At 50.5% G+C, this 21,100-nt stretch carries 19 protein-coding genes; 11 read left to right on the top strand and 8 right to left on the bottom strand.

What is annotated here, in order from left to right; all coding sequences use genetic code 11:
* On the bottom strand, positions 1 to 246 hold a 246-nt coding region (locus tag ACR0DX_RS22255; protein ID WP_480847458.1), incomplete at its 3' end, for a hypothetical protein.
* Between the two features lie 432 nt (positions 247 to 678).
* Here ACR0DX_RS22255 and ACR0DX_RS22250 point away from each other — a divergent pair.
* The 3 genes from ACR0DX_RS22250 (at position 679) to ACR0DX_RS22240 (ending at position 2,751) form a co-directional block, all read left to right on the top strand.
* Positions 679 to 1,299, top strand: a complete 621-nt coding sequence (locus ACR0DX_RS22250; RefSeq protein ID WP_170353187.1) for a hypothetical protein — start codon at positions 679 to 681, stop codon at positions 1,297 to 1,299.
* A 362-nt stretch (positions 1,300 to 1,661) separates the two neighbouring features.
* Complete coding sequence (locus tag ACR0DX_RS22245; protein WP_170353188.1) at positions 1,662 to 2,264, top strand: hypothetical protein; 603 nt, start codon at positions 1,662 to 1,664, stop codon at positions 2,262 to 2,264.
* Entirely contained in the window at positions 2,248 to 2,751 is a 504-nt protein-coding gene (locus tag ACR0DX_RS22240) for a tyrosine-type recombinase/integrase (protein ID WP_480847454.1), read from the top strand. Before ACR0DX_RS22245 ends, ACR0DX_RS22240 begins: the two co-directional genes overlap by 17 nt.
* A 562-nt stretch (positions 2,752 to 3,313) precedes the next feature.
* Here ACR0DX_RS22240 and ACR0DX_RS22235 read toward each other — a convergent pair.
* Together ACR0DX_RS22235 and ACR0DX_RS22230 are read right to left on the bottom strand one after the other, a co-directional pair.
* Positions 3,314 to 4,156 carry a GIY-YIG nuclease family protein gene (locus ACR0DX_RS22235; RefSeq protein WP_170568187.1) on the bottom strand — a complete coding sequence of 281 codons (843 nt, stop codon included), beginning with the start codon at positions 4,154 to 4,156 and terminating at the stop codon, positions 3,314 to 3,316.
* 218 nt (positions 4,157 to 4,374) lie between these two features.
* Entirely contained in the window at positions 4,375 to 4,971 is a 597-nt protein-coding gene (locus tag ACR0DX_RS22230; protein WP_170568186.1) for a hypothetical protein, read from the bottom strand.
* Positions 4,972 to 5,501: 530 nt separating this feature from the next.
* Here ACR0DX_RS22230 and ACR0DX_RS22225 point away from each other — a divergent pair.
* The 3 genes from ACR0DX_RS22225 to ACR0DX_RS22215 all read left to right on the top strand — a co-directional run bounded on the left by ACR0DX_RS22225 (position 5,502) and on the right by ACR0DX_RS22215 (position 10,882).
* Complete coding sequence (locus ACR0DX_RS22225) at positions 5,502 to 6,023, top strand: hypothetical protein (protein ID WP_170568185.1); 522 nt, start codon at positions 5,502 to 5,504, stop codon at positions 6,021 to 6,023.
* Positions 6,024 to 6,310: 287 nt separating this feature from the next.
* Positions 6,311 to 7,882, top strand: coding sequence for a hypothetical protein (locus ACR0DX_RS22220; protein ID WP_480847451.1), 1,572 nt, complete (start codon positions 6,311 to 6,313; stop codon positions 7,880 to 7,882).
* 312 nt (positions 7,883 to 8,194) lie between these two features.
* Entirely contained in the window at positions 8,195 to 10,882 is a 2,688-nt protein-coding gene (locus tag ACR0DX_RS22215; RefSeq protein WP_480847449.1) for a UvrD-helicase domain-containing protein, read from the top strand.
* Positions 10,883 to 11,095: 213 nt separating this feature from the next.
* Here ACR0DX_RS22215 and ACR0DX_RS22210 read toward each other — a convergent pair whose 3' ends face one another.
* From ACR0DX_RS22210 to ACR0DX_RS22195, 4 genes are all read right to left on the bottom strand, one after another.
* Positions 11,096 to 11,488, bottom strand: a complete 393-nt coding sequence (locus tag ACR0DX_RS22210; RefSeq protein ID WP_480847447.1) for a thermonuclease family protein — start codon at positions 11,486 to 11,488, stop codon at positions 11,096 to 11,098.
* An 87-nt stretch (positions 11,489 to 11,575) separates the two neighbouring features.
* Positions 11,576 to 12,715: a Clp protease/crotonase-like domain-containing protein gene (locus ACR0DX_RS22205; protein WP_170568182.1), complete on the bottom strand. Its 1,140-nt coding sequence runs from the start codon at positions 12,713 to 12,715 to the stop codon at positions 11,576 to 11,578.
* Complete coding sequence (locus tag ACR0DX_RS22200; protein ID WP_170568181.1) at positions 12,699 to 14,216, bottom strand: coiled-coil domain-containing protein; 1,518 nt, start codon at positions 14,214 to 14,216, stop codon at positions 12,699 to 12,701. The genes ACR0DX_RS22205 and ACR0DX_RS22200 overlap by 17 nt, the downstream gene beginning before the upstream one ends.
* 310 nt (positions 14,217 to 14,526) lie before the next feature.
* Positions 14,527 to 15,651: a helix-turn-helix domain-containing protein gene (locus tag ACR0DX_RS22195; RefSeq protein WP_480847445.1), complete on the bottom strand. Its 1,125-nt coding sequence runs from the start codon at positions 15,649 to 15,651 to the stop codon at positions 14,527 to 14,529.
* 958 nt (positions 15,652 to 16,609) lie between these two features.
* Between ACR0DX_RS22195 and ACR0DX_RS22190 the strand changes: the two genes are divergently transcribed.
* The 5 genes from ACR0DX_RS22190 (at position 16,610) to ACR0DX_RS22170 (ending at position 19,617) form a co-directional block, all read left to right on the top strand.
* Positions 16,610 to 16,945 carry a hypothetical protein gene (locus tag ACR0DX_RS22190; RefSeq protein WP_170568180.1) on the top strand — a complete coding sequence of 112 codons (336 nt, stop codon included), beginning with the start codon at positions 16,610 to 16,612 and terminating at the stop codon, positions 16,943 to 16,945.
* Positions 16,946 to 17,004: 59 nt separating this feature from the next.
* On the top strand, positions 17,005 to 17,301 hold the full coding sequence (locus ACR0DX_RS22185) for a hypothetical protein (RefSeq protein WP_170568179.1): 297 nt from the start codon (positions 17,005 to 17,007) through the stop codon (positions 17,299 to 17,301).
* A gap of 9 nt (positions 17,302 to 17,310) precedes the next feature.
* Positions 17,311 to 17,619, top strand: coding sequence for a hypothetical protein (locus ACR0DX_RS22180; protein ID WP_480847442.1), 309 nt, complete (start codon positions 17,311 to 17,313; stop codon positions 17,617 to 17,619).
* A 207-nt stretch (positions 17,620 to 17,826) separates the two neighbouring features.
* Positions 17,827 to 18,471, top strand: a complete 645-nt coding sequence (locus tag ACR0DX_RS22175) for a hypothetical protein (protein ID WP_170568178.1) — start codon at positions 17,827 to 17,829, stop codon at positions 18,469 to 18,471.
* 231 nt (positions 18,472 to 18,702) lie between these two features.
* A complete protein-coding gene (locus ACR0DX_RS22170; RefSeq protein ID WP_480847440.1) occupies positions 18,703 to 19,617 on the top strand; it encodes a metallophosphoesterase in 915 nt (304 codons plus the stop codon).
* A 753-nt stretch (positions 19,618 to 20,370) separates the two neighbouring features.
* Here the strand turns inward: ACR0DX_RS22170 and ACR0DX_RS22165 are convergent.
* On the bottom strand, positions 20,371 to 20,931 hold the full coding sequence (locus ACR0DX_RS22165) for a hypothetical protein (protein WP_480847438.1): 561 nt from the start codon (positions 20,929 to 20,931) through the stop codon (positions 20,371 to 20,373).
* Positions 20,932 to 21,100: the final 169 nt, after the last annotated feature.

The raw sequence follows: 21,100 nt of genomic DNA, 5'->3' as shown, positions 1-21,100 counted from the left end.
CAAAAGCGGAGAAATACTGAGTAGTTTTGCAGTTGAGCTTGGATGATTCAGCTCCTTATCCCAGGACACTCTGGCGACCGCTTCGTCCGCATGTGAGACATAGAACTGGAGCGTAGCTAATGTCCGGATTGGATTTCGGTCGATTTGCGTGATTTGGACGTCCGCTTTCGGGAAATCGCGCTGCATTGCCGCGAGTATTTTTGCGATCTGGCTGGTGAGGGCGCGCGATGTTTGCTGCATCAGCATCCGGCAGCTAAGTCCGCATAGCGGTCACTCAGACAGATCGCAGCGAACGACCGCACCGACCCCAAAGCAGTCGTATAGAAGACCATGAAAACCCAGTGCTATTGGAAAACTATTACAAACCCGGCGGCCCCGAATGAAAGATCGGTGCCTTCGTCGCTCACTCAACAACCATCGCTACCACGAGAGCCTCGTGATTCTGACACCAGTGGACGTCTATCATGGCCGCGGTGCGAAAATCCTGAAGGTAAGAGAGGAGATCAAGACGCAGACAATCCGATAACGGCAGTTGCAGAGCCAAGCCGCTGCCACCTAAACTTCAACAGAAACCGAACTAGAGCCTCCGCTACGATACAGCCTGTGTTCTCCAAAATACTCTGACGACAGGCAAAAGGTGTATTGACATAGCCTAAGTGCGCAATGCGCATTTAGACTATGAAGTCTGGTCATCTGATAAAAGTCATATCGAATGCGCTTGGTATCGATCAAGCGACAGTTCACTTTGTTGCAAGGAAGCTCCGTGAAGCAGGCTTTCTGACGACAGGAGCTCGTGGCGTGAACGCACCGGATATGACAACGCGTGATGCAGCGAGGCTTACGCTTGCGCTAATGACAGGCGCTCCGCCAAACCGTATAGTCGATACTTTTGAGATTTACCGACAATTCCGGAATGATGAGTTCGAGCATATAGAATCTGCAAAGGTCATTCAGCGTCTCGATTTCAAGCGAGAAAACACTGCGGAAGACTTCCTTGTCTACTTATTTGATTTCGTGTTGTCGCATCGGTCCAATTCTGAATCTGACATATTACTCAATGGATTAGAATTTAACGTCCATGAGAAACCAGCTTATGTGATTTTCAAAAACGCCGGATTAGAAATATGTTTTACAGCGGTACATCTTTCCGAAATGAAAATAAACGAATTCGAAGACGACCCGACCGTGTGGTCAAATTCAGGGCCTGCCGGATTGTTTGAAATGGAAGGCATGCATGTCATGCGCCAGATCTCGCTTGGAGAGATAGAGGCTATTGCATCAGAGTTTGGGACTGAGTGATGCCTCACGCAATCAAAAAAAACGAACCGGAAATAACAGCGTCAATTGATCCTCGGGGTAAATTGACCCCAAACGGACCTCCTGGTCAACGTCATGGACCAACGAGCGTCTTGGGAGGCACTAGCAGTGGCTAACGCTAGTCTCACTATCAACGTTAATGAAAAACGCATGCTGAAACAGTCTGAGGCGGCGGTTTATACTGGGCTACCTCCAAAGCTCTTTAAAACAACGTGCCCCGTCCAGCCAATTGAAATGCGGCCCGGCACAGTTCTTTGGGACAAGCGCGATCTGGACAATTGGATTGATGCAATGAAGGAAGGAGCCGAGATGGCAACGCAGGACGTCAATCTTGGCAAGTTGTAATGACACGTGTCAGGGTTAGAGGCTTCAAGATATTCGATGATCGGCACGGGAAACCGCGCTGCTATCATCGCGCCACGGGTCACAAGATCGACCTGGAAAAGACTCCATTAGGATCGGCTGAGTTTTTTGCGGAATGCGCCCGCATTGCTGCCATTGCCGAGGCGAGGAAGGCGCAAGCTCCTAAGCCAGGAACCCTTGGCGGGCTGGTCAATGCCTATTTCCAGACTGAACACTATGGCAATCTGTCGGACGCCACCAAGCGCGACTATCGCAAGTGCGCTGACTTCCTGTACCCAATCCGGGACACGCCTGTTTCCGCAATCACGACGCCCCTCGTTTCGGGCATCCATGACAAAGCGGCGGACAAGATTGGCTGGCGGCGAGCAGACATGGTCCGCACCTTCCTGAGCCAAGTTTTTCGCTACGCCATTCCGCGGTCTGATCGACCGGGATTATGCGGCAGGTGTCATTCCCAAGCCGCGCCCGAAAAATCGGCCCTATGCCAACCGGCCTTGGACGGTGGAGGAACGCGCAGTTGTGCTGGATCGAGCCGCCCCGCACGTTCGAGTGGCGGTGGCGCTGATTATGAATACCGGCCTTGATCCGTCAGATGCGCTCAAGCTGACCCGTCGCCAGATAGACGGCGACACGATTTGGGGCGTCAGGGGCAAGACGGGCCAGGAAGTTGCCGTTCCAATCGGTCCGACGCTGCAGGCGGCTCTGGATGCTGCGCCCAAGCACGACGCCGTGACCATCCTTGCCTCATCAAACAGAAAGCCTTGGACCTACAACGGCTTTTCGACGGTCTGGTACCGCTTCAAGAAAAAGCTGGAAGTTGAGGGCGTTGTGCAACCTGGCCTGACACTCAAGGGGCTGCGGCATACCGTGGCCACGACACTGCGCGAGGCAGGGCTTGAGGAACGCCAGATTGCGGACCTGCTGGGGCAAAAGACCCCATCTATGGCCCGTCACTATTCCCGGTCCGCCAACCTCGCGGACCGCAACCGGATCACGATGGAAGCACTAGAAAAGGAGAACGAACGCAGATCGAGAGTTGTCAAACCCTTCAAGAAAACTGTCAAACCATGAAAGGCTCAAAATTGAATATTGAGAAAAATCAATCGCTTGAATGGTGCCCGGGGGCGGAATCGAACCACCGACACGAGGATTTTCAAATCGATGCGGCAAAAAATCGCACTCCAAAAAACCACTCATTGTTGCTTGCCGCCAGATAGGCAACGCTATGCTTTAAAAAGATTTTTCAACAAATCCTTGAGAAATCTTTAAACCATTGTCTTTATAATTCTCAACCGTGACCGGCTCTCGTCCACATTTTTTGCGATGGTACAAAAGTGGTACAGGCGCGGCCTGATACCCCCAATAGTACCCCCAAATCCGATTGCTTAGAATTTCAAGGACTTAGCTCAACAGTTCGTTTCCTATTCCGGGAATCCAATTGGCCCGTCCAGAAAAGAAGCGTCTCAACACTGCTACGGATATGTCTTTCGACCATCTCCAAGCGAAACGTTCGTTTAGAGCAACTTTTTCTTGTTTGCTGTTAGCCTATGACTGCCAACTGAAACATGCAATCCGAAGCTCAACTCGCCCAACGTGTAGTCCCGCTAGCCCCCTATGGTCCCTTCTTTCAGCTCTAGTTCGCATTAAGTCCGTGAGCGCGACTTCCAAGTTTCATTTTCCAAGCGTTTTCACGGTTGATGATTTCTGAAGCAGACATGTCTGGTGAAGCAATTTCGAGGATCGAAATGGCATAGTTGGTTCGCCTTCTTGCCAATAACAGCTTATTCCCTCCGTGGCCGTTCGCGGCGTATGACGCCCACCTCCCAAATAAGCCACCCTCGCCATAGGCCGAGCCCACGTACTGCTCGCCAGTTTCTGGGCAAACGAGAAGGTATACCCCGTTCACAGAAGCCAATGCCCCTTGCCAGCTCGTTGGAAGTGTCAACAGCTCTTGGATTGTCGATGAGAACTCTCCAAAACCGGGGAATGCTTCATCTTCGGCCGTCGCTCGAAGTTCGACTATAGGCTTCGGTTTTCTTTCAGCCCATTGGGACCAGCTCCTGGTTGCTGGGCCCCAATCAATGATCAGGCGCCCAACCAAGTCTTCAAGAGCGTTTACGCGAACCAAATCATACCGTCTGTGGTTCAAATCCTGGCCATAGTCTTCTTCAATCGGCGTCCATAGAGACGGATTTCTTTCCGGATTATCAATAGCGGCCCAGCTTTCGGCGATATAGTGGGCGCCTACGAATAGCGCACCAGTCGGACCTTGCGGAACAAACTGAACCGCCAATTCCGCGCCATTATAAGGCGACAGGCTATCATCCCGCTGATAGCTAACAAAATGATCAAAATTGGCCAGACCACGACGCCAAGCGGCGAGGGCGCGATGATCGTGGCGAACATACCTTGTATGCGCCAGATTGAACTCACGTTTGGTTAGCAGTTCGTTCAGAGTAAAATCATAGGGTGTCATTCCAGTTCACTTTTCTTGATACATTTTTTTGTTGTTAGGCGAATTGGGGACAGAAGCTGCCAGGAAATACGAAGCACATGACCGCAATACTTGAAATTGTTCGTCACGTTAGTAGCCTGCTTGATTTGCCTCCTTGATCATCGAAAATGAGTGTTCTTGCATTCTATCAAATCAAGCAATTCGACTTTTAGACACATCGTCGTCACTTCTTGTTTTGACTAATTCTGTAGTGCAGCCAGTTCTTTTTGCAGCTTGGCAATTTTGATCTGCTTTTCCAGACGGACAATTTCGGCGTCTTCGTCGTAATCAAAACGAGTAGCGATTGCGGTTTGTTTTTCATCGTTTTGAGCTCCAACCAATGCACGGCGACGGGTGATCTCCCGCTGTTCACAGTCCATTTCAGGCTGTTCTTCGTCGTTACTATCTTTGTGGGTAGTAGCCTTCATGGCACGACGGCGAGCTTCCGAGTGGCCAAGACGTTCGACACGAGCGGCCGGATTGTTGCTGGCACACTTAGCGGCATATTCGGCGACCTTTGGGTTTTCGACCCGGTGAAGTCGTTCACTTTTTGATTTGCTCGGTTTGAAGCTGAATACACCGATAACGTAACCGGCCACAAACGATCCGCCCAACGTCGCCATAAGGTCTTTCATCATTGCGGCGCCTGATTGGTCTGCTGCTACACCCATCATGCAGAAACTGACAAACAAAATGCCGAAGAGGGCGCCTACGATCCATTTGGTCGTCGCGCTGGTGTTTCTAATAAGTCCCGCGACTCCAAAAGAAAAGCCAAAGAATATAAAGTATAGCAACATGTTCCGCGTCTCCCTCTTTTCATAGTAACCTGGGATTAGACAAATTTAGTTTCAAAACGAACGTAGTCTTTTGACGGATACTCTTCTTTTGATTTCGTGCCAGATTTGCAGCGTACATCTGTGAAATTGGTGCTTCAAATAAAGATTGACGATCCTTTTTGGTCGGTTGCGCACAAGGGGCTGGGCGCAAACAAATCTCCGCATGCCATTCCTGGAGAAAGCAACAAGTGCACACCGGGCTTTTCCAACCCCATGGCGCATTTTAACGTACCGAGACCCTGAATGTGCCAGGCTACTTCGGACTAGTTAGCCCTCTTTCAAAGCAGACGTATTTCCCGAGAAATTTAGCACTGTGCGTCCGCTTTCTGGATGTCGATTAGCGACGTCGAGATGTGAAAGTGGAACAATGGCTTGAAATCAAAAAATTTTGGCACTGTCAGCAAAGTTGAGATGACCTCAAAAAACCATGTCGTTGGTGTCAGAGGAAAACGCTCTGACGAAGCTGAATTGAACGAGTTGGAGGATTAACAATGAAAAATTTGGCAATCGCAGTAATTGCAACCGCCGCCCTCCTTTGGGGGACCGACTATGCAAAGGCCGACTGGCTTCAGCATGAGTATAAGTATTGGAAAGTCTGGCTGCACGAGCCGAACGACCAGGGCCTTATGTTTTGTAGTGCGCAAAACTACAGCCCAAGCAAAGGTATGGGTTTTGGCGTATATACATTTGGTGAAGGCGAGGACAGCGGGGTCACGCTACACTTTCAAGACAATAATTGGGATTTTGATGAAGCGAACAGGAGCTTGTCATTCCAGATCGACAACCGCGGTACTTGGACGGGCGATGCCACATTCGACGGCAGAAACATCTTTGTATGGAACGTTAACTCTGATGTTTTGCGTGAAATCGGCCAAGGCAACAAGATTCATATGATTAAGCGCAATGGGCAGCGTGGTCATTGGTTCAGTCTGGCGGGCTCTCAAGCGGCACTCTACGCCCTGTATGATTGCTTTCAGAAATTGCCCCCTGTCGGTAGCAAACACTATTATTGAGGTCGAAGGGACGGAATACGCACTAGCACCAGCACAAAAGTGTAATTGAAGTCGCCTCTACAATGAGATTGCAGCGGCGACTTTGAAGTTTACCGGTCAGAAACCCGTAAGGTGTCTAATGCACAGGGAAGTTCCAAGTCTTCACATTAGTGAGCCGACCCGCGGCTCAGCTGCCTATCACGTCCCAATTCTCGCTTGAAACTCAAAAAACGAGGCTTTTTACGAGATTTAAACGATCTAAATTGAGCACTCTGAAATACTCCTCATACATTTTTTGAGGAAGAACCATGCCGACAGAAGCATGCGAAATTGATCGACGCATCGTAAACAAAGCCGAGAGGTTGGCAGAAGCAGGCTACGACGGGATCCTTACATTCAAGGACTACGGAAAGTCTGGATTGCATCTCCGCGTACGCGGAAACCGAGCTGTCTGGCTGGTCAAATTCAGGCAATCGACAAAGACAATCGGACAGTTGTTTCCACAACCGGCAGAGCGTCCGATCACAAGCGTTGGAAAAGCCAGAACGATTGCAGCCGAGGTGCGCTCAATCCTGAAGTCGCAGCCTGAAAACTTCGAGGCATATATGAAGTTCAGGGACCGCTTCAACGACCACAAGAAAGCCGTCGAACAACTCGTTCAACCTCCTGAAGGGTGGAGTCTACGAAAGTGCTTTGAGGTCACCAAATCAGAAAAGCGATCCGGGAATGCAAGAAAGCATATCCGAGCTTCAACCGAGAGAGACATCGACTACATTATGTCGTTGCCCGCCTGGGGTTCGATCCTGGAACGCGAGGTGACTCAGCTGAAGCAAGGTTACATCGAAACCGTCCGCAATGCAGCTCGCGCAAGAAACGGTGTGTCTACCGCGCAAAAACTGGTTTCATATACCCGGAGCTCGCTCACATGGTGCGCAAAACACCACTCCGGTGCCAGCGGCTTGACGAACATTTTACCCTGGTGGTTGATGCTCTCGACACCAGAAGTCGTGCAGCCCAAAAAAAGAAAGCCACAGATCGCAGAAATTGTTGCCTCCCTTATTCTTGCCGAAAGCTACATAGACCGACAGCTCCCGCAACGCAGCAGCAACAAGTACGGCGTCCATCCTTACACCCTGGGCGCTTTATGGTGGGCTGTGTTAACCCTCCAGCGCACTGGGGCGGCATTTCAACTTACAAAGGCGGACCTTGTTCCATTTTGTCCAGATGGGTCTGAACAGGCGTGGGTCATGGCGTCGTGGCACGAGGATCTTGTTAAAGGTAAACAACGGTTTGATCTGCCTATTCCCCAAAGGGCCATTGACCACGTTGAAGGGTTCTTGCACCGGAAGCCGACGTACAAAGAAACTCAGCTATTGCTGCCGTCTGCACAGTGTTTGACCAAGCCCGTCACAGGATCAGGTGCCTTTCAAATCCTCTCTCGCCTAGCAGGAAAGAGACGCGATAGGACAACCGCAAAAAAGAGTGGACCGCGTTCCGAAAAGCACGGCACATGGCCCGATCTTTTAAAAGAAGACGGCATCACCTGGTGGTCGCCACATGACGTGAGACGGACACTGGCAGATTTCCTGAGCGTGCAAGGTTACCCCGGCGGTGCTTCAGCACTTTTGTCACATGCCATCAAGGATCCTATGATTGCGGGCTTCACGCACAGCGACCAAGCCTTGTTTGACCGAATGAAGCAAAGTCCGGCACGTGTTACAGCGCAATCCTATGGTGCGCATTCGCCGTACTTGCAGCTTAAACTCGACGCGATGGATCTTTGGGTGACTGCTGTGCTTGATGAGTACGACCGTCAGAAATCGATGACGACAGACGAGCGGCGCACCCATCTTAAAACTGTCAAAGCTGATGCAAAGTGAACCGTTTGTTCCGCAGCGGAGGCCCTTGCTGGTACGCTTCGGGGGCCTTTGGCTACACGACCGCTCTCTTTGTGAACTTGTTTGAACTTGCCATAACTTTGCCACGTCGGAATGTCAGGATTAACGGTGTTACGGTCGATCCATTATCCACCCGAGAAATACTAACCATTGAGAAGCAAGTGATTACAACATGTGGCAGCAAGGACAGATACGCCCTGACGCATTACATTCGTTGCGGCAATTTGGCTTTCCGAGACTGACACTAAACGCTGCTCTTTCGGCTTTTCTCACTCCTTCCCAGAGATTTTTCTTATGATCGAATGGATTGTTGGCGCAGCCGTTGTTGGAGGACTGCTGTTCGGTGGAGAACAGAAGAAAGAACGGGCGCCGACGTTCCGTTTAACACGGCTTGGGGATCACGATCCCCAGCCGGTTCCCAACATAGATGAACATTCAAACTATTCTGAATGGCGCGCGGAGTGGAACCACAAAGTCGACCGAACTCGATGGATCCCGAAAGGGCTGGCCAAAGAAATCGTTCAGAGCGTTCCACCTTATCAAAACGGGAACTCCAAGCCGAAGCCAACTTCCGAGCAATCAGGTTTTGAAGAAGCGCTTCGCGCTGAATTTGATGAACACAACTCAAGTTTTGGAAGGGAACAAAAGAAAAAACTGAGAAGTTTTTTTTCAAGCGTCGAACGGAACCCCTTGTCAGACGAGCAAATGGACAGCTGTATCTGTATGGATGAGGCTATACAGATTATCGCTGCCGCCGGGTCAGGAAAGACGTCAACCATAGTGGCTCGTATTGGATACGCTCTGAAACAAGGCTTGGCTCGACCCGAACAAATTCTAGTTCTCGCCTTCAACCGCTCTGTAAAAGAGGAGTTGTTGGCGCGCATCAAAGAGCGGTTAAGCGACCTTGGTGATGTTGAGCGTATTACCGTACAGACCTTTAATGCATTCGGGCTTGAAGTAATTGGCAAGAGCACAGATCGCAAACCCAGATTAGCCGATTGGGTCGAACCTGGTAGAGACGTAGAAGCAATTTCGGAGATAATTGAACATCTGCGTGAGATCGACCCGAAGTTCCGTTTGGAATGGGACATATTTCGTACAGTTTACGCTTGTGACGTGGGCGACTGGGGAAATCTGGAGCAGCCGATTCAAAGTCACATTCTGACGGCAGATGGGACCTACGTCAAAAGTGACGAAGAACGAGTGATCTGCGACTTCCTCTACTACTATGGCGTACAATACCAATACGAACGGGCTTACGAGCACGATACCGCTACAGACTCACATTCCCAATATCATCCAGATTTTTACTATCCGCGCATCCAACTTTATCACGAACACTTCGCACTCGATGCGGAGGGCAACGCGCCGCCACATTTTTCCCGAGACTACGTTTCTGGAGTCCTTTGGAAAAGAGCCTTGCATACAAAGATGGAAACGCAGCTTTTTGAAACGACTTCAGATGGGTTAAGAAATGGCGACGACCTCGATAAATTGATGTTGGAGCTTGTTTCACGCGGCGAGGCGCTCGAATTTGATGAAAGCCGGCCATCAAAGGGGCAAGAACCCATCACAGAAAAACAGCTTGCTTCGACACTGCGCGTGTTTCAGCAACATGTAAAAAGCAACGATCTCAGCTACCGCGACTTGCGACAGGCCGTAGAGTCACTAGAACACGGACACCGCAATCGGTTGAACCGTTTTTTGAATCTCTATGAACGCATAGCAGATGAATGGCAGCGAAGATTAAGCATGGAGGAGAGCGTCGACTTTGACGACATGTTGCTCCTTGCAAACGAGCACATTGAGAAGGGCAGCTATCGGAGCCCATTCACCATGGTTCTCGCTGACGAATTTCAGGACGTTTCTCAGGCCAAACTGCGTCTTCTCAAAGGGCTAAAGAAGAGTGTTGGTCAGTATTCAACCTTGTGTGTTGTTGGCGATGACTGGCAGGGTATCAATCGCTTTGCAGGCGCGGATATTTCCGTCATGACCGGCTTTGATAAGACCTTCCCGGAAGCTACCCAGCTGACGTTGAGTAAGACGTTTCGGTGTCCGAAAGTGATTTGCGATGCTTCGAGTGACTTCATACAAAAGAACCCCAGACAATTGCGAAAAACGGTCGAAACGACAAATACGTACCGTAGATCATTGCTGAGTGCTTTCGCAGCCGAAACCCCCGGAGCTGCAATTGAGCGCCTGGAGAAGGACCTTAAGCAGCTCCACCGCTCAGCCGAAAACGGTGATCTCGAAATACCGGTCGGTACGAAGGTAAGCGTAATGTTGCTTGGGCGCTATAACAAAGACAAACCCACCAACTTCAATTCCTGGCAACGTGCGTTCAGCGACCAAATCAATCTTGCCTTTTCGACAGCGCATGCCGCAAAAGGCTTAGAAGCTGACTATGTAATGCTGCTCAATGTGACGGAAGGGTTTTTGGGGTTTCCCAGCCAAATCGTCGATGATCCAGTACTCCAATTGGCGATGCCGGAACCGGATCCATACCCAATGGCCGAAGAACGTCGTCTTTTTTATGTGGCGCTTACAAGGGCTCGGCGGCAAACGCGAATCTACACGCTGCGAGACAAACTATCCCGCTTTGTCACCGAGCTGGCACATGATGGGCATCTCGAAATCAGAACGTCAGATGGTATCCTGAAGATTTGCCCGAAATGCGGCAAGGGAACACTAAATCACGTCATTGGAAAGTATGGAGCATTTGAGGCTTGTAGTGCCTATCCGAAATGCAAACACAAGCAAAAGAACTTTGCATTGCAGTTGGAAAAAACCAATTCAAGCACCCAAGTAAGATTGACCAAACCAATTACCCAGGGTGAGACCTGCCCTATATGTAATCGGGGAACGATGATTAAACGGACTGGGCGAAATGGAAAGCCCTTTTTAGGATGCACATCCTTTCCTAAATGTCGGGCCACTGCGCCATTTCAAAGCGAACCTACTGGCTCAGTGATGAAACGCTAAATCAGACTCACCCCAATTTACTTTTGGTTAGTTTCCAATAATGCCGACACTTTGCGAGCCATTAAGACAAGTAAGGTGCGGCATCATGAACACTGACCGGGTACAAAGGTCGATAGGTGAACCGCGACACGAGCTGCAAGCCCGCGACAAACGAGAAGATTTTGAAATCTAGCGCTGTTCGATTCTTAGAAGGCGGTCAGCCTTTCCAAGAGTTCAGCAGTAATAAGCACGTTTCAGACGTGATTTAGCAGCAGACGTCTCATACTGGCGATAGCGCCCACCGCTGTATCGTGCACAATCGAGCGCGTAGCCGGCCGCGATCACCGCGGCACCTATGTCCTGCCCGTCGACGTAACAAACACCTACGTAGCGGTCGTATGTTCGCTCACCGGTCAGCTTACACTCGACGGTCCTACCACGTAGAAAGTTCACCATCCAACGCCGAGCTTCACGCCCTGCTGCCGTACCCAGTTCAGGGGCATCCACGCCTTGCAATCGGACGGGCGTGTTCTCGACAATTATTGTATCGGCGTCACGTACTTGAACGCTGCCGGCCGTGGCGGTTGTCGCGATCAGAAACAGGACGACGGTCAAATTCTTGAACAAACCCAGATCCTCAGCTTTGAAATGTTCGACGATATTTTATGAATGCTTCGTTTTTTGCACAAAACTGTGTTTCGGTGCAGTCTTGGGTCACTGAGTTACAACGCCCCAATTGACAAGGTCAGATTGAGAAAGCTCATACAGCTGGTCGGCAGGTGTTGAAGCACCCGCAACAAAAAACTCTTCTGACACACCGGCGGCTGAAAAAAGGCTAACTAGAATGGCCGAGGTCAATTGAGCATCAGCATCGGCAGACACGCCAACATCCGTGCGCCACTGGTGCACTTTGATTGAACCGTCCCCGACAACTTCCCTTTGTGTTCCGCCTAAAAACAACAGCGTGCAAGAGCTTGCACAAGGACCAGTTGCAACGGTCTTCACGCCAGCCTCTCGAAGAGCTGCATGACCGCGCACAGCTTCGTCCACCGAACCACCAGGAGAAGAGAACTCTATGACCCTCGCACCGTGATTTACCGCATGAATCAAGGCGTCAACGCTGTCGGCTGTAACTTCTCCAGTGAAACTGAACATCTTGGCGTTCGACGCTTCATGTACCGCGTTGGGGTTACCTTTCAGCCACGGGCAGTTGCGCTGCAACTTTTCTATTTCGGTTTTCGAAAGCCCTCCTTTTGTAAGGGTGGCCTTCGAAACAAAGGCCTTTTGCGGGACACCGCCGGGCTTCAAATCGGCCAATGCTATGTGCACATTCAAGCCATCAGCATAGATTTCCGAGTAACACCATGCTGTCTCGAAGGTCTTGTCTTCTTCATGCATGAAACGGTGCCCTGCCGTTACGACCAACTCTTTATCTCCAAGCGTCACCGATGTTTTTCTGAAGATGGTAAAGTCTGTCGTGATGACCCCACCATCAACCGATTTTTCCTCTGTCCCAACTTCGGACCAGGGCTTTGCTTCAACAGGGGTCTCAACGCCAGTCAAAGTCGCATGTACCTCTGATTGCGACTTCAAGATTAGACTGATTGCTATGCCTCCTGCCAAGACCAAAAGGGCAGCTGCAAGCATTATCAGCGACAAACGGAGGCCCTCCGCGATCAAAACACGACGCTTGGACTGTGCAGCTGCATGCTCCAGTTTCGCGTTGGCTTCTGCTTCTACTGACTTTGTCAATCGCGCAGATGCTTCACGCACTTGCCGCGCCGGTTCAGCGATTTTGTCGGAGATCGAACGAACGACTGTTTCCAACATTTGCGTATCATGCTGCGTGCGCATATCGGATCTCCTTTTCTTCAGTTTCCGTTGAAGACACCGCGAGCTGGGTTTTCAATTCGCGAGCCGCTTCTTCGGGTAGCGCTTCAAGGATGGCGTCAACTGCATCCTGTACGTTTTCGCCAACTGGCACCGGCACATAGGTGAACTTTGTGACGGGCACTTCAATTTCGACCGGCTTCTCGACTTCTTTTTCAACAATGACCTCAACAGGCACATTGACGCGCTGCACAACCGGTTGGACCCCACGCATCCGGAACCATTCGGCGTATAGCGCCACGCTTGCTCCGGTCAGCGCACCAACAACCCCCAGCAACACGCCAAAGGCGGCACCAATTTGCTTTGCCTGATCTTCGGAAACCTCGTGAGGTTCAGCACCAAATACAAAAGACGCCCATCTGTGCATTTGAGAGTGGTTGGACAGCATTTCAATTTCAGCGGCCTTATCAACGGCCTGCGCCTCCAAAAGTTCGATTTTTTCACTTCGCTCCGCAGCTTTCTGCTGCATTGCCTCCAGGGCATCGATGCGCTCTCCCGCACGAGAATCGCTTTCCGCCTCAAACGCGGCCAGGCGATGCGCAGCTTCGTTCCGGGCCTCTTGAGCCTCTTCCAATGCCGCCAAAGCTTTAGGATCAGGATCGGTTATCGACGCCTCGATTTCTGTATTGAGTCTTTTGATTTCAGCGTCGAATTGAGCCCGGGCATTCACGATTACGGTCTGTTTTGCCGGCATGCCGCGCATGCGTTCATTCAACTGAGCGCGGGTCTTGTTATCAATGGAATTCCCTTCAAGGCGACTCATGATACTATCCTGCTCGCTCTGCCACGCATTTGCTGCTGCGTCTCCGGCTTCTGCTTGTTGTTGCAGTACCCGCTCTAACTGAACGCGCAGATCGCGCGTTTCTGGGCTTTCGAGATTTTGTCTGGATCGCTCGAGAGCATCTTCACGCTGAGCTAACGACTGCTGAAGGATTTTCAGCTGCTGTTGATCAGCTTCACTAATTTTTGTTCCGTCGAGATCATCGCGTTTGGCAATGTCACCAAGCGCATCAATGTCGCCCTTTATTTCCTTTAGGTCAGCTTTTGCCTCCGCAACGGGCGTTGTAGTGGCATGCACAAAGCGCTCGAAACCGTTAAAAATAGTCTCGAAGGATATTAGTGCGGCAACCAGAAGCCCAATCGCTGCAAACAGCCGCGCCCAGCTCCGTGCGTGAAAAACTACCGTTGCAGCGGGAATCTTCGCCAGCTCAACCGCAGCAAGGACTACAAAGACACCAAAAATGGGGAAAGTTTGAGCGAGACTGCTACCATCGGGCATGCTTGATGCCTGGGCAAAGGCAATTCCCAAACCAACCGTAACCAAGACAATTTCAATGCCCCAGGCCAGTCGCGTGAGTTTTCGAGCATATCCGAGGTTTTGGTTTCTCAGGTTGGCTTGGTTTGGAACAGATGCATTTGGCTCTCCACTGGGAGAGGGTTTTTTAACTTCGCTTTGTTCGTTCATAACGAGAACCTCATGTAAATACAGAATTTACATAAGGTTGTCCGTTGAATGGACTTTTTATCTTCTGCCAATCACTTGGTAGATTCAGCCTTGTGGTGAGGCACTTTGCACTTCAATCGCAACATTCCAGCCCGTGTATCCAAATGGTGGTTGCTATCAACGAATACTGTAACGGTACTCAGTGCAGGGCCGTCACAGGGATACTTCAATGGCCATTTTACTGTTCTGCCGAACAGTATCGGCCGGCAACAAAACCAAATCTATAAACCTGGTGAGTTGCATATTTTTGCCAGCTCAAAAGCTAAGAGACTTAAATCTGCGCTGCTGATGACAAAGTCCCATTTGCTTCTTTGCGCAGCGCAAAATACCCGCGAGGCGGCACTCCTGTCCAACGTTTGAACGCGGTTGAAAAGGCAGCCTGGTCAGCATAGCCAAGAGCGAATGCGATCTCGGACAGCGCCATATCGTCCTTCATAAAAGTCTTTGCCAAGTCGAAACGGAGGTCATCGACAATCTCCCGAAACGTCAAACCGTCTTCCTTGAGTCGACGTGCAAACGTACGTGGGCTCATACCAATGCTCGCAGCAACTTCATCTGCGGACAGTATGCGTCCTGGGAGTGCTGAAGTAAGCAAACCTTCAATTCGAGAGCGAAGGTTTTGCTTCTCTGTGCCTTTCTCCGACAGCAATCGTTCACCATATTCGGTAAGGTGCTCTCTCAATCTCAAATCATATGATGGTATCGGAAGATCCAAAGTGGCAAGTGGCAGGATGATTTCAAGTGCCTCAGCGCCAAAAACCACTGGGAAACCCGCCAGTTTTTGGAACCTGTCAGCTGATTTTCTAACCTCATGATCAAACCGAATTTCCATTGGATAAAAATTGGTTTGCGTGATGGCCCGCATTCTGGACAAGACTCCAAACATTAAAAACTCTGTATGCCTGTGGAACTTGGCATAGCTGGGATCTTTCCAAGTTACTTCGAAAGATGCTGAATTTCCTGACACTTTGAGACTGTATCGAACTGCCGGATCAATGATCTCGTGAAACCTTGTGGTGTTTTCAATAGCGGCTCTCAGGTCCTTTGAGTATTTGCTGATGTAGCCGGTTAAGCTGTTCGAGTCTCGCCACGTAGATCCAGCCCGAGCACCAAAAGTGACGTCTCCAATTGCGTCGCAAGCTTCCCTGACGAACAAAGCTTCTTTGTTGTAGTCGAAGTACTTAGCATCCGGTGCAGCAGCCTTCGACGACAAACCACTCTTCGTCAGAACACTAAAGACAATGTCCTCGTTACTTGACGACTTTCTCAACTCAGACACCAAGTGCCGAAGTCGGCTCGCTTCTATCTTCATAGTCACTCCGATACATACCGAGCGCATTTGGCCATCTGGCATAAAATAAAAAAATGCATTTGGGAAAATCAACACACCAGCCACCGTTTCAACCTTTTGATCGCTGAAGTGCGTCTTTCATGCACTCCACTGGCAGCCCCACATGTCCGTTGACCCAATATTATGACCATGGCGAACACTTAGATGCATGATAAAAGGCTAAATCTGAGTTTTTTCCTTCTTTGGAAGAGCACTCATCAGTTGTCATTGCTTCGCCCTGGCCGCCGATCCCGAAATGATAAACAATGCAAAGACCATCCCAGTACTGAGTTGGATTGGCGAACAATCAATAGACTTTGACCTAAAATCGCAAACTCAACCCTTGCAACCTCAGACGTAAGCCTTTACCTAGCCCCTGTGTGAAGAGATCAGCACGTGCTGACGGCAACCTGTCCCGTACAAGGTGCCCCCGGAATTCCGGCACGCGGTCGAACTTAGTGTCGGCAATATCGGGGATACAAATCCCAACCAACCAATAGCCGCGTCTGCGGTTACGCTCGTCTGTCGAGCTTTGCCCGTAAGTCGCGGATGACCGCCAGGGTATCGACCGCCCGAGACATGCATGCGACCGGTGCGATATTGGTCGTGAGCTAATGCCGTTCACCTGATGATGACTGACGGCACAGTCGAAACCCGCTGTTAGACTAAAACTGAAAGTCTTTTGCCGACACTTGATTCAGCGTGTTTTTTTGCGCTCGGGGGTGAAAGCTTGGCGCAAACAAATAGGTGTCCGCTTCACGTTGCGCGCGTGTTGGGAACGGTGGGTTCGAAACGTTGCAAGTGGACAAATGTGACTTCGAAAACGGTACGCATATGCGTCAACATCGCTAGCCGCTCCCGCTCTGGGGAAGAATAGAATACCGCACTTTGCTGAATCAAAAGGCACATCCTTTCGCATCACTGCTGAAAGACCTTCGGGCGTTCCGCGGAGCAGCGTCTAAACCTGCGCGAAGCAAATAGTCGAAACCCGGTACAAGGCTTTGAAACCTGAAAAGGAAAATACATGGAACATCAAAACGACCAAACCGAGGCAGAGGCTTGGACCGAACTCTTCGACGCCGTCTACGCAAAAGCGGATGCGGCCATTGAAGCGGGTAACGCTCCACTAAACGTCTTCGGCAATCTGGCCGAACGTGCCATCGCCAGCTTCATTGTGCATGCGCTCGTGAAATACGACGGCTACGCCCCAAATCAAACCATCTCGATCATTCAAAACATGATCGAAAAAATGGCTAGCAACGGTTTCGACCGAGTGGGTATTTCGCCGGAAAATCTAAAGAGTGAAGCCACGGAGCCGGAACAGTTGGAGCTGCCAAAAAACGTAACACTTTTTCACTGAACGGTAACAATACAATCGCAAGGAACCTTCCTTGCCACAAACCTTTACGAGCTCAATCAATGACCCAACCATTCGAATGGTCGCCTTGGCGCGAATGGACGCCCCGAGACGACAACAGCATTCCCGACGAAGTCCAGCCAGGAGTGCGTTGTGAAGCAGAAGTAGCATTTCGCGTCGGGCACCGACGATGGCCCCACAGTGAAATGCAAACCTTCGTCATTCAGGACGGAACCAGCTGGATGGCCTACCCGCCCGCGGGCAGCCACCCAGACCTTTCAATCGTAACCCGTTACCGAATTCGTCGTCCGCGACCCATGCTGGTGACCGAGACAGCCGAAGAGCTGCTCGAAGCCTAAGGAGGAAACATGACAGACAACACACACTGGTCGCCGTGGCGCAGCTGGATGCCGCGCGACGATGGATCACTTCCAGGAGATGTTCAGCCGGGAACGGTTGTTGAGGCAGAGTTCATGGCTCGCATCACCCACCCCAGCTGGCCACATTGGCACGATCAGTATGTCTATAGCGTAATTAATGGAGACAGCTTTCGCGCTCAGCCTATCGAACCGCGCAATGTCGACAGCCCCATTGTTATGCGTTACCGCGTCCAGCGCCCAACCCCGCTCACGCTCACGCTCAAAGAAATCGTTGAGATTGAGCTGGAGCCAACCTAGAAGGAAACACCTTGAAGAACGATCTCACTGCCGCCTTCGTGGCGGCTTTCGCATTTCCGGGTGCCTGCTCTGCCCAATATGACCCTGCGCTCTCAAGCCTCAGCGAGCCTATTTCATATGGAGGCGGGATCGCGATAGAGGCCGTCATGGTTTCGTCTGCCAGCGGCGTTGACACAACCAACCCCAAATTTGAAAGGAGGCGTTGAAATGCAACAGCCCCAACTTTGCGTCTCTGTGACGGGAATGACTTCTGGAATTAGAACAGCGGTCAACGACATCGGAGAAAGACTGATACTCTTGGCACCGGACTGCGTGCCTTCAAACTTTGACGGTCCAGCACAACTCGTGCTGATGGAGTACGACCACTGTGCCGACAGGATATTCTTCACCGTTTACACAGGAAGAGCGTACCACCAACAAAATTACCATGGACCAATGAGCAACGGGTGGATGAATCCATCACAGCAGGCTGAATATGCCTGGAGGGATGGGAGCTTTCACAGGATCAGTGACTGGGAGCCCGTTACCGGGTTTTCGTTCCTTATCGACCCCGGACACATCTGGATAGACGTTGCATTCCAACAGGAAGGTGTTCCACATATTGAAGGCCTCTGCACTCATGACGATCTTCTCGAACTTTTTCTGACCCATGGAACCCCAATGGAAGCAGCTCAAGCGGCAGCCGAATTGCAGTTCTGGAACCATAGAGACGGATATCAACCTGAACTGCCTTTTGACGAGCTACCGACTCATTACGAACAAAGGCCAGGTTGGGAGTACACTCAAACCGTTCAGTATTACCCGGTGCAGATCCCATTTGTTCAATCTACCCCATCTTCCGCTCAACAGTAAGCGCTTGAAGAAAGAAGAACTTTTCAAGTTTGTCCCAGATGACACGTTTCCCAAAACCCCAGACGAACATATTGTTGAGTAAAACTCGACATGGCGAAGTCTATCAAATCAAACAATCCAAGTGTTGAGAGTTGTTTGTTAAACCTAAACGCAAAGAGCAAACGAAATTCGGGTTGACAGTTCAACATTGTGCCATCCTGAATTCCTAACCGACGCAACGTGGGAGTAAATGTGTTTCACATCATACCGGACATACATGGTCAGGCCGAAAAACTAGATGACCTATTAGCTAAGCTCGGTTGGAGCAAAACGGCAGCTGGCTGGCGAGGTCCTGATCCCAAGAGAGAAATAGTTTTTCTGGGTGATTTCATTGACCGCGGCCCTGAAAATGAAAGGGTCATTAGAACGGTAAGGTCTTTGACGGATAGCGGAAAAGCCAAAGCCATCATGGGTAACCACGAATTCAACGCAATCCATTTTCACACCGAGATTAATGGAAAGCCTCTGCGGGAGAGGTCTGAGAAAAACACTCATCAACACGAGAGTTTTCTCAACGAGTTCCCACTAGGCAGCGCTAAAACACGTGAAGTCATTGACTGGATGAAAACGCTTCCGCTGTTCATCGAGAACAAGCAGTTTCGAGCTATTCACGCATGCTGGTACACCCCCGCAACAGAATTGCTCGGGTCGAATTTGGTGAACTTACGCCTGTCAGATGAGGTGTTGCATCAACCGCATTGGACTCAAGGAGACACTTGGGATGCACTTCAGTGCATAACCTCGGGAGTCGAGATTAGGTTACCAGATAACTATTCATTCCTTGATAAAAGTGACCATGAAAGGCACCACATCCGAATGGCGTGGTGGTTAAACGGAGCGAAAACATGGAAAGAGGTTGCGCGGAGCGTGCCAGAGACATCAAGCCTTCCGGAAGGTGAAATACCTGAGGATGTAGCAAAATACGTTTATAAAGATCACAAGCCTGTATTCTTTGGTCACTACTGGCTCACTGGACCAGCTATTGTAGAAGCTCCCTTTGCACTCTGTCTTGATTACTCGGCGGGGAAAGCAGGCCCGCTTGTTGCCTATGACTTTGACCCGGCCCAGAAATGCATGGACGCTTCCAGAATCCTAAACCACAGGTGACCATATCAAGAGCTCTGAACCGGCTTCGGTTCATAATCCGGCGTTGGAATCTTCTAGATTGCGAGAGAGCCAACTAATAATGCCGAGAGGTTGCCTTTTCTCAATCACAGTGGTGGTTGAGCAGCCACCGAAAGAACCCCCCAGGCTCCATATCGCCTTCTTTGACCCATTCTCGGCTAGTTTCGATTTGTCGCCAAAAGCAAGACACTGTGTACTTTGATCTCACTTGATGGTCTACTTCCAACTTCCCGGGCTTTTCATATCTGTTCGCGAACCAGTAGGTGTCACCATCGTTCTTATACATGCCGGTGAACCGACGGCCTCCAATATCATAATCAGTACGGCCTTCAGACCAGCCCAACCATTGGTCGCTTCGATACTCATAGCTTGCTCCTCCCCTATAGCCGCTGTGAACAACTTGAGGAATTGCTAGTACGGGAACTGCTAATGCTAAAACCAAAACTGACCTAATCATTATCCTTCCTGCGATTTGATGCTTCCAGATGCTAAATATCGAAGTACTTAATTGCGGGCCTTTTAACGAAGGCCATACTGTTTCGATTTTCTGCCAAGTGAGCCCAATAGAACGGCGAACTGCACGAGTTGAGTAGTTGGTAGAACGTATAGCACACCTAGATGAGTTAGACCTCACGCCATGGCATGACTTTGAACGGAGCCAATGGAACGACTAAATCTGGTCTTGATCGTTTTAGGAGGATGGTCTGGGCGCATACGCCCAGACCAAAAAATGCATCAGTATTCTGCCGTCTCTTCGGCAGAAGTCCGGGGAACCAGACCAAAGGTTTTCAGTACATGCGGCATTACTTTTGGAACACTTTCTTTGGCCTCCAAAGCAAACAAACGATCCGAGTGATCAGTCACGTATTTTTCCAGTGTGATCCGGCTTATTTCAGGCCAGTCCTTCCCATTGTTCGGAACTGGAAACGGTCGTTTTCCTTCGATCACCACGGGCGTTCTGCTTTGCTCTATTTGACGAAACAATCCTGCGGCCAGGTGACCAAAGCGCGACAAGTCCGCGTAATCCTCTGACGCCACCAACTCCTCAAGCCACGTCAGGTAGAAGCCCAGAACTGCATCAGAAAGAAAACCGGAGTACCGCCCCGTCATCTGCTCAAGTTCTTCGACACTTAAGGTATCACGCACATCAGTGATCAATTCGCATACTCTCTGATCACCTAATAGGAGCAGGCCGCCAAACATCGCCCCCCGGTTCGCCGGGAAGCCACTAGGGCCGTAGTCGGGTCGCAACATCGCAACCACATCCCGCGGGCGTGTCATCGGATCGGCATTCAAAAGCGTTCCACTGCTACAGTAGTCCAACACGGATCGGGACGTTATGATCGGATCGGGATCCAAGAGCATGAAAGGCGTGTGTCCGTTGTCAGGGATTTTGGGACAGATGGCTGCCTGAGCTAAGAGAGGATCTGGCGCATCTGGTTGGTTTGATTATGCGGCGGATTTG

The sequence above is a fragment of the Ruegeria sp. D3 genome, assembly GCF_056534465.1.
The sequence above is the reverse complement of the archived record's forward strand: the minus strand, read 5'-3'. Positions and strand labels throughout refer to the sequence as shown.